1 protein-coding gene is annotated in these 1,446 nt (G+C 60.2%); it reads right to left on the reverse strand.

The genetic code is table 11. The annotated features are described in order from the left end of the window. The coding region (locus NW820_RS04705) for an ATP-binding protein (RefSeq protein WP_414406822.1) at positions 1-1,446 on the reverse strand (1,446 nt) is incomplete at both ends.

The raw sequence follows: 1,446 nt of genomic DNA on the forward strand, positions 1-1,446 counted from the left end.
GCAACTGGGGGGATCCGTCTCGGCTGGCTGAACCTCGAACTCCAGCGGTCCCTCTTCAGTGTACAGGTGCAGGTCGAACCAGAAGGTGGATCCCTGTTCTAGCTTGCTCTCCAGGCAGATGCGGGTTCGATGTTTCTCCAGGATGTTGCGCACGATGGCCAACCCCAGGCCGGTGCCCTCTAGGGTGTGGACCCGGTTCTCGACACGGAAAAAGCGGTCGAAAATCCGCTCCTGATCTTCTGGGGCAATGCCAATGCCTGTATCGGCCACCGCCACCCGCACTGCCTGCGGGGATCCATCCGCCTGAACCACCAGGTGGGCATGTACCGTCACCAGGCCCCCTGAGGGGGTGAACTTGAGGGCATTGCCCAGGAGATTGGTCATCACCTGCAGCAGCAGATCGTAGTTGCCCCAGACCAGCGGCAGATCCGGATCGACGAACTTGCGCAGCTGGATCCCTTTGTCGCGGGCCTGCAGGTGATGGGTGCGCAGCGTTTGCTCGATCACCGCCGAGATATCGACGCCCTCAAAGTGGTACTGCTTGCCCGATTCCAGACGAGACAAATCCAAAACATCGTTGACCAGGCGGGTGAGGCGGTCGGTTTCGCGGTTGGCAATTTCCAGATAATCCTGCCGCTCGGCGGGGGACATCTGCTCGCCGTACTCGTAGAGGGTCTCGATAAAAGACTTGATGCTGAAGAGGGGGGTGCGCAGCTCGTGGCTGATGTTGCTGATGAATTGGGCCTTGGCTTCGTTGAGCTCTGCCTCGCGGGTGATGTCCTGCACCGTCATCACGATCCCCTTGAGATTTTGCCGACGCGGATCCGACACCGGTGAAAGCAGAATGCGAATGACACGCTTGGTGGGGCCGGTGAGGTTGACGCGAACTTCCTCTGCCTCTTGATCCCCGCGGGCAATGTGCATCAGGGGGCGGGCCAGTTGCTGCCGCAGATCCTCCGGCAACAGCTCCGGCAAGGGTTTGCCCAAAACGGGATCCCCTTCCCAGCCAAACATGCGGGAGGCGGCAGGGTTGAGCAGCAGCACCCGCAACTCGGCATCCAGCAAAATGGCAGCATCGACGATGGAGAAGACCAAGGTCTCCAACTTGGCTTTGGCGGCAGCCAGTTCCTCGATGTTTTGCTCTTCGTAGCTTTGCAGCCGCTCCGCCATCTCGTTAAAGCTGTCGATGAGCTGGGCCAGCTCTCCCCCGAAGGGCAGGTCGATGCGCTGCTTGAAGTTACCTTTGGTGATCTCCTGGACACCTTTGACCAGCTCTTTGATGGGATAGGTGATGGTGAGGGCATTGACCACCGCTCCCAGGATGGCCAAGACCCACACCGCCAAAAACACCCCAATCGAGACCTCCCGCGCCAGCTGTGTGGAGCGCACCAGGGCGGGATTGGGATTGATGCCCAAGCCGAGGGTGCCCAAAAAGCGGCCCTGATG

Origin of the sequence: Synechococcus sp. R55.7, assembly GCF_047461955.1 — a bacterium.
In the GTDB taxonomy this organism is placed as follows: Bacteria; Cyanobacteriota; Cyanobacteriia; order Thermostichales; family Thermostichaceae; genus Thermostichus.